The organism is Streptomyces niphimycinicus (genome assembly GCF_018883605.1).
GTDB lineage: Bacteria > Actinomycetota > Actinomycetes > Streptomycetales > Streptomycetaceae > Streptomyces > Streptomyces niphimycinicus.
Map to the genome: position 1 here is coordinate 1 of NZ_JAHLEM010000578.1, position 6985 is coordinate 6985.

The following is a 6985-nucleotide window of genomic DNA, read 5'->3' on the forward strand; positions in this document are numbered from 1 at the left end:
CAGCACCCGCAGGCCCAATGCCGTGCCGCCCTAAGGCGCCCGGCTCATTGGTCTACTCGTCTTGAGCAGCGCCCGGCACGCCTCGTGCCCGGTGGGCTTCCGGTGCTCCTCGGGGTTCCCGTGTTCGCCCGGTCCGGCGAGCGGCAGCACCGCGTGCACCACCGTGCCGGTCGCCGATCCGGTCACCGAGCACGACCCGCCGATCTCCTCGGCCCGTTCGGTGACCGACGCGAGGCCGACCCCGGGCACCGCGGTCTCGCGCAGCCCACTCCCATCGTCGGTGACCTTGACCTCCAGGGTGTCCGGGCCCGCGGTCAGCTCGACGCTCACCTGGCGCGCCCTGGCGTGTCGTACGGCGTTGGTCAGCGACTCCGCGGCGATCCGGTACGCGGCCGTCTCCACGCCGGGCGACAGCGGGGGCAGTGCCGCGGGGCGGCTGGCCACGCCGACCCGTAGCCCGGCGACGCCCAGCCGGTGTGCCAGGTCCCGGACCGCACCGGCCAGTCCGCGCTCGGCCAGCGCGGCAGGCGCCAGGCCCGCGGTGATCCGCCGCACCTCCACCAGCGCCTCGGCCAGTGTCTCGGCGGCCTCGCACAACTGCGGGGTGGCGGGGTGGCCGGGCGGGCAGGAGGTCTGCGCGATGTCCAATCGCAGCCTTACGGCGGCCAGTTGGGGGCCGAGTCCGTCGTGGATCTCCCGGCGCAGCCTGCGGCGTTCCTCCTCGCGGGCGAGCACCAGCCGTTCCCGGGCGGCCTGGGCCTCCTCGGCCAGGCGCAGCGCGGTGAGCGCGGGGGCGGCCTGGTCGGCGAGGAGGGAGAGCAGTCCGCTGTCGCGTTCCGCCGGGGTGCCGGAGCCGTCGCGGGAGACCTCCAGGCGGCCGACGGTGCGGCCGTGGTGGCGCAGCACGAAGGTTTGGACCGGGCCGGTCAGCGGGGCCCCCTCGGAGGCCAGCCGCCGGGGTCCGGCGCGGGTGTCGACGCTGACGGCGGCGCCCGAGACGCCGAGGTCCTCCACGGCGCTGCGGCAGATCTGCTGGGGCACCTCGCCGGGGTGCGGGGCCTGCTGGAGTCTTACGGCGAGGGCGCTCACGGCTTCGTGCGGGCGGGCCCGGGGCCCGTAGAAGGCGCGCTCGACGCAGAGGGTGAGCCAGCGGGCGCTGGGCCGCAGCCCCCAGCCCAGCACCAGGGCGCACCCGGCGGTGACGGTGGTGGCCCGGCTCCGCACGGAGGGGAGTCCGGCCTGGACGGCGACGACCGCGCAGACCACCACGGCCGCCAGTGAGGTGAGCACGAAGGCGCGGGCGAGGCGGTGGCTGGTGGAGCGGTCCAGCCGCCATATGCCGGTGCGGGCGACGCCGAGGCAGATGGCGGCGGCCCATACGGCGCTGCCAACGGTGCGGGCCACGATGGTGGGCACGCCCTCGCCCCACTGGGACAACAGGAGCGAGACACAGGCGGGATAGGCGGCGGCCAGCAGCGCCCAGTCGCGCCGCTCGGCGCCGCGCGAGAGGGCGGCGCGGCAGCACAGGGCGGCCGTCACGGCCGCCGCGACGCTGCGCAGCACCCAGGGTTCGGCCTCGGCGTAGGTGTCGAGGTGGTCGAAGGCCCACTGGCCGCCCGCGGTGGCGAACGCCGGGTTGAGCACGGTGCCGACCCGGGGCTCGCTGATCATCCACAGCCCCGCGTACCCCAGCCAGTAGCCGGACGCGCCCAGGCTGATCACCCACCACTGCCAACGCCGGCGCCCGCCCCGGGGGAACAGCCACAGGGGAAGCAGCAGCACGGTCAGCGGGCGGCAGGCCATCTTGGCGGCGGCGAGCAGCAGGGACAGTACGGCGCCGGTGGTGCCCAGGTCGGCCAGGCCCAGCAGACCGGCCGCGGCCGAGGGCAGCAGCCACAGGCCGCCGGCCACCAGCAGGACGCCGCCGTAGCGCCGGGCCTCGCGCTCGGCCAGCAGCAGCACCCCGACGCCCAGCACCGGGACGCCCACGGCGACCCGGGTGAGCACGGTGGCGCCCCGGGGGTGGGGATAGGCCAGCGCGAGCCACTGATCGTTGACCCTCAGCATCCCGGCCACCCATCCGGCCAGGACCACCACGATCAGTGCCGATACCCCGCCCGCGGCGCGCACGGCGCGGTCCTTCGGCAGTGCGGCATGTCGCATCTCAGCCGGCGGCCGGCCCGGCGGTCAGGGCGTGTGCCGCGCCGGAGCCGCCGCCGGCCCACAGCGTGACGTAGTTGTCGTTGCGGCCGGGGCGGCACTTGTACTCATCCCATTTGTGCCGCTCGATGCCCGACTTGCCCGCGCGCTTGCAGGCCGCGGTGGTGTCGTAGTGCCCCGCCTCCCGCCAGGTGGTGTCCCCGGAGGTGGCGGCCGGGGAGGAGGCGGTGGCGGGTGAGGAGGCCGCGGTCCACACGACGGCCCCGGCGCTCAGGCCGAGTGCGATCGCCGTGCGGATTCGGATAGGGCGCATGGTCGTTCTCCTTGGTCTCGCCCGTGCCCTACCCGCCGCCGCGACCGTGAAGTGCGCGGCTGCCGCGGCCCACCCGAACCGGTGACCTTCTAGCACCCCCGTTCCGTATCCCGTCGGTGGCGCCGGGGCCGGATGCTCACCAGACGAGCACCAGTACGGCGACGGCGATCGTCTCGGCCTCCTCGTAAGGCAGTCCGAAGCGCATCAGGGTGAGCATGATGGGCTGCGCCGCCCAGACCTCCAGTGTGTCCAGGAAGTTGGCGAGCCGGTGTGCGTACCGGCGCACCATCGCGGTTTCCCGGGGGCTCAGCCGGCTGAGCAGCTTGGCCAGCAGCGCGCCCCCGTGGTGCAGGGCGGTCACCAGCAGCCGCTGCCGGATGAGCCGCGCGGCCTCGGGGTCCGGGGCGGCGCCGGAGAAGAGCGCGGCCTTGGCGGATTCCAGGTCCCCGGGGTCGCCCGCGGTCAGCCGGACCCGGTTGATGAGGTCGTCGATATCGGCCGCGGTGATGAGTGATTCCCCCGTGCTGATCGTCACGCACCCCTCCTCAGTTGGCGTTGTGGGCTGCGGCCCATGGGGCGGGCCGACCCTCACAATCGGCCGCCCCGCGTCCCAGGCACATGAGTCATCCGTCCCGGCCGTGCCCGGGCGGTGGGCCGAACGGCCCATGCGGGTGGCGATTTGACGGTCCGTCAGTTACGGTCCGGCTGCCACAGCCGCGACGAAGGAGGACATCCGCCATGCCGGTCACGGTCGTACGCCTCAACCTCGTCGATCCCGACGCGACTCCGCGCAGCCTGTCCGAGCGGTACCGCGCCGCCCTGGAGATGGCGGCCTTCGCCGATGAGCGGGGCATCTCCACCCTCCAGACCGAGGAGCACCACGGCTCCCCCGACAACTGGCTGCCCGCCCCGCTGCCCTTCGCGGGCACGCTGCTGGGCGCCACCCGCCGGATCACCGTCACCCTCTCGGCGCTGATCGCGCCGCTGTACGACCCGCTGCGGCTGGCCGAGGACCTCGCCGTGCTGGACCTGGCCGGCGGCGGGCGGCTGATCACGGTGGCGGGGATCGGCTACCGGCCGGAGGAGTACGCGGCCCAGGACAAGGACTGGAAGCGGCGCGGGGTGCTACAGGACGAGGCGCTGGAGACGCTGCTCGCGGCCTGGACGGGCGAGCCCTTCGACTACCGGGGCCGCACCGTCCGGATCACCCCCCGCCCGTACACCCGGCCGCATCCGCCGCTGCTGGTCGGCGGCAGTTCACAGGCGGCGGCCCGCCGGGCGGCCCGTCTCGGCCTGCCGTTCTTCCCGAGCGCGCATCTGCCGGAGCTGGAGGCGTATTACCACGCGCGGCGGGCGGAGTACGGCACCGAGGGCTGGTGTCTGATGCCCCCGGCGGCCACCCCGCTGCTGCATCTGTCCGAGGACCCGGACCGGGCCTGGGCGCGGTACGGCTCTCATCTGCTGTACGAGGCGCGCAGATATGCCTCCTGGCAGCAGGGCACGGTGCGCTCGGCGGTGCGCTCACGGGCCGATGATGTGGCGGCGCTGCGCCGCGAGGGCGTCTACCGCATCGTGACCCCCGAGGAGTGCGTCGCATACGCGGCGGAGGGCGGCGAGATGGCGAGCCTGGTGCTCCATCCGCTGTGCGGGGGGATGCCGGTCGAGGAGGGCTGGCGGTCGCTGCGGCTGCTCGCGGAACGAGTGCTGCCCCGCCTCAAGGACTGAGGCGGGGCAGCTTCTCCTGTGCGAGGAGTGGGCAGCGGGGGGGGTTAGCCCATCTCCTCCAACGCCTTGCCCTTGGTCTCCGGCACCCACTTGAGGATGAACGGGATCGAGAGCAGGGCGAAGGCTGTGTACATGACGTACGTGGCCGACAGGTTCCAGTCCGACAGGCTCGGGAAGCTGGCGGTGATGGCCCAGTTGGCGATCCACTGGGCGGAGGCGGCGACACCGAGGGCCGCGGCGCGGATCTTGTTCGGGAACATCTCGCCGAGCAGGACCCAGACCACCACACCCCACGAGAGGGCGAAGAAGAGCACGAAGGCGTGGGCCGCGATCAGCGCGAGGACGCCCTGGGCGTGCGGCAGCTTGCCGTCCACCAGGTGGGCCGAGAAGGCCCAGGCCACCAGGGAGAGGGAGACGGCCATGCCCACGGAGCCGATGAGCGCGAGCGGCTTGCGGCCGATCCGGTCGACGAAGATCATCGCGATCACGGTGCCGAGGATGTTGATGATCGACGTGGTGAAGGAGTAGAAGAACGAGCTGCTCGGGTCGACGCCGACGGACTGCCACAGCGTCGAGGAGTAGTAGAACGCCACGTTGATGCCGACGAGCTGCTGGAAGACCGAGAGCCCGATGCCGATCCAGACGATGGGCAGCAGACCGAACCGGCCGCCGAGGAGGTCCTTGAAGGTGGACTTCTCCTCACTGCGCATGGCCCGGTCGATCTCGGCGACCCGCACATCGAGGTCCACGGTCTTGCCCTCGACCTCTTCGAGGACCTTCTTGGCCTGCTCGGTCCGGCCGGCGGAGATCAGGAAGCGGGGCGACTCGGGGATGGCGAAGGACAGCAGCCCGTAGAGGACGGCGGGGACGACCATGACGCCGAGCATCCACTGCCAGGCTTCCAGACCGGCGATCCGGCCGCGCTGGTCGCCGTCGGCGAGGTTGAGGATGCCCCAGTTGACGAGCTGGGAGATGGCGATGCCGACGACGATCGCGGCCTGCTGGAACGAGGCGAGCCGGCCACGGTAGGCGGGCGGGGCGACCTCGGCGATGTACGCCGGGCCGATCACAGACGCCATGCCGATGCCGATACCGCCGAGCACCCGCCACATCGCCAGGTCCCACAGCGAGAAGGGCAGTGCCGAGCCGACCGCGCTGATCGTGAAGAGGGCGGCGGCGATCTGCATGACGCGGATCCGGCCGATCCGGTCGGCTATCCGGCCCGCGGTGGCGGCGCCGATGGCCGAGCCGATCAGGGCGATGGCCACGACCTGGGCGAGGGCCGCGGAACCGATGTCGTACTTGCCCCGGATGGCTTCGACCGCTCCGTTGATCACCGAGCTGTCGTAGCCGAAGAGAAAGCCACCCATCGCGGCGGCGGCGGTGATGAAGATGACATGGCCGAGGTGATCCGGCTGGGCCTTGCGGCCCTCGGCTCCCTCTGCCTGCACGGTGGTGGACAACGTGAACTCCTGACGCCCGTCCGGCAACGCTGCCGGACGTGGGGGGACGGCTGGCCCTTCCAGCGGAGGCTGCTGAGGCGTCGACCACCACTTGAAGGTAAAAGCAACGTTGCAGAGACTATTCCTTCAAGTTTCGAAGTCAATAGCGTGTGACGAAGAAATCATTGCAGCATGGCAACACGCAGGGGCATGTCTTGACTTCAAGTATTGAATCGGTCACCGCAAGCGCTGACTGATGACCTTTGAGACGCCGTCACCCTGCATGGAGACGCCGTACAGCGCGTCGGCGACCTCCATCGTCCGCTTCTGGTGAGTGATCACGATCAGTTGGGAAGCCTCCTGAAGCTCCTGCATGATCCGGATCAGCCGCTGGAGATTGGTGTCGTCGAGCGCCGCCTCGACCTCGTCCATCACATAGAACGGGCTCGGCCGCGCCTTGAAGATCGACACCAGCAGGGCCACGGCGGTCAGCGAGCGCTCACCGCCCGACAGCAGCGACAGCCGCTTGACCTTCTTGCCCGGCGGCCGTGCCTCCACATCCACGCCCGTGGTCAGCATGTTCTCGGGGTCGGTCAGCACCAGCCGCCCTTCCCCGCCCGGGAACAGCCGGGAGAAGACGCCCTCGAACTCGCGCGCCGTGTCCCGGTACGCCTCCGTGAAGACCTGCTCGACCCGCTCGTCGACCTCCTTGACCACCTGAAGGAGATCGGCCCGGGTCTTCTTGAGGTCCTCCAGTTGCTCGCTCAGGAACTGATGCCGCTCCTCCAGCGCCGCGAACTCCTCAAGCGCCAGCGGATTGACCTTGCCGAGCTGCTGATACGCGCGCTCCGCGGCCTTCAGCCGCTTCTCCTGCTGCGCCCTTACGTACCGCACCGGCTGGTTGCGCGGATGTTCGCCCGCGGCGGAGCCGCTATCGGATGCAGTCTCCGGCAGCACCTCCCCTTCCGCAGGAAGGGAGGGCGGGACGAGCTGGTCGGGACCGTATTCGGCGATCAGCCCGGCCGGTTCGACGCCCAGTTCCTCCAGCGCCTTGCTCTCCAACTGCTCAATCCGCGTCCGCTTCTCCGCCCCCAGCACCTCGCCCCGGTGCACCGAGTCGGTCAGCTTGTCCAACTCGCCCTTGAGGTCGCGCCCCTGGCCGCGGGCGGCGTCCAGCTCCCGCTCGCGCTCGGCCTTGGCGCGCTCCGCGGCGTCCCGCTCCTGCCCGGCCCGTACCAGCGACACCTCGACATGCGCGAGCAACTGACGGGCGCCGGAGGCCACGGCGGAGGCCACCTGGGCCTCATGGCGCAGCCGGGCGCGCAACTGCTCGGCGCGGGCCCGG

General features: G+C 71.9%; 6 protein-coding genes. 1 reads left to right on the plus strand and 5 read right to left on the minus strand.

Going from position 1 to position 6985, the window contains the following annotated elements; genetic code table 11:
- Positions 1-30: 30 nt before the first annotated feature.
- The 3 genes from KN815_RS36800 to KN815_RS36810 form a co-directional block, all read right to left on the minus strand.
- Complete coding sequence (locus tag KN815_RS36800) at positions 31-2163, minus strand: sensor histidine kinase (protein WP_253209466.1); 2133 nt, start codon at positions 2161-2163, stop codon at positions 31-33.
- A 1-nt stretch (position 2164) separates the two neighbouring features.
- Positions 2165-2473: a hypothetical protein gene (locus tag KN815_RS36805; RefSeq protein ID WP_216346190.1), complete on the minus strand. Its 309-nt coding sequence runs from the start codon at positions 2471-2473 to the stop codon at positions 2165-2167.
- A gap of 136 nt (positions 2474-2609) precedes the next feature.
- Entirely contained in the window at positions 2610-3008 is a 399-nt protein-coding gene (locus tag KN815_RS36810) for a YqxI family protein (RefSeq protein WP_216346191.1), read from the minus strand.
- Between the two features lie 203 nt (positions 3009-3211).
- On the opposite strand from KN815_RS36810, the gene KN815_RS36815 reads away from it, so the two are divergent.
- Positions 3212-4198: an LLM class flavin-dependent oxidoreductase gene (locus KN815_RS36815; RefSeq protein WP_216346192.1), complete on the plus strand. Its 987-nt coding sequence runs from the start codon at positions 3212-3214 to the stop codon at positions 4196-4198.
- 44 nt (positions 4199-4242) lie between these two features.
- Here the strand turns inward: KN815_RS36815 and KN815_RS36820 are convergent, their stop codons facing one another.
- Positions 4243-5661 carry a sugar porter family MFS transporter gene (locus KN815_RS36820; RefSeq protein WP_216346193.1) on the minus strand — a complete coding sequence of 473 codons (1419 nt, stop codon included), beginning with the start codon at positions 5659-5661 and terminating at the stop codon, positions 4243-4245.
- A gap of 216 nt (positions 5662-5877) precedes the next feature.
- The coding region (locus KN815_RS36825) for an AAA family ATPase (RefSeq protein WP_216346194.1) at positions 5878-6985 on the minus strand (1108 nt) is incomplete at its 5' end.

Bases quoted from the DNA above. Each gene is read 5' to 3' on its own strand.
- KN815_RS36815 (WP_216346192.1), top strand. From the start codon at position 3,212: ATGCCGGTCACGGTCGTACGCCTCAACCTCGTCGATCCCGACGCGACT.
- KN815_RS36805 (WP_216346190.1), bottom strand. From the start codon at position 2,473: ATGCGCCCTATCCGAATCCGCACGGCGATCGCACTCGGCCTGAGCGCC.
- KN815_RS36800 (WP_253209466.1), bottom strand. From the start codon at position 2,163: ATGCGACATGCCGCACTGCCGAAGGACCGCGCCGTGCGCGCCGCGGGC.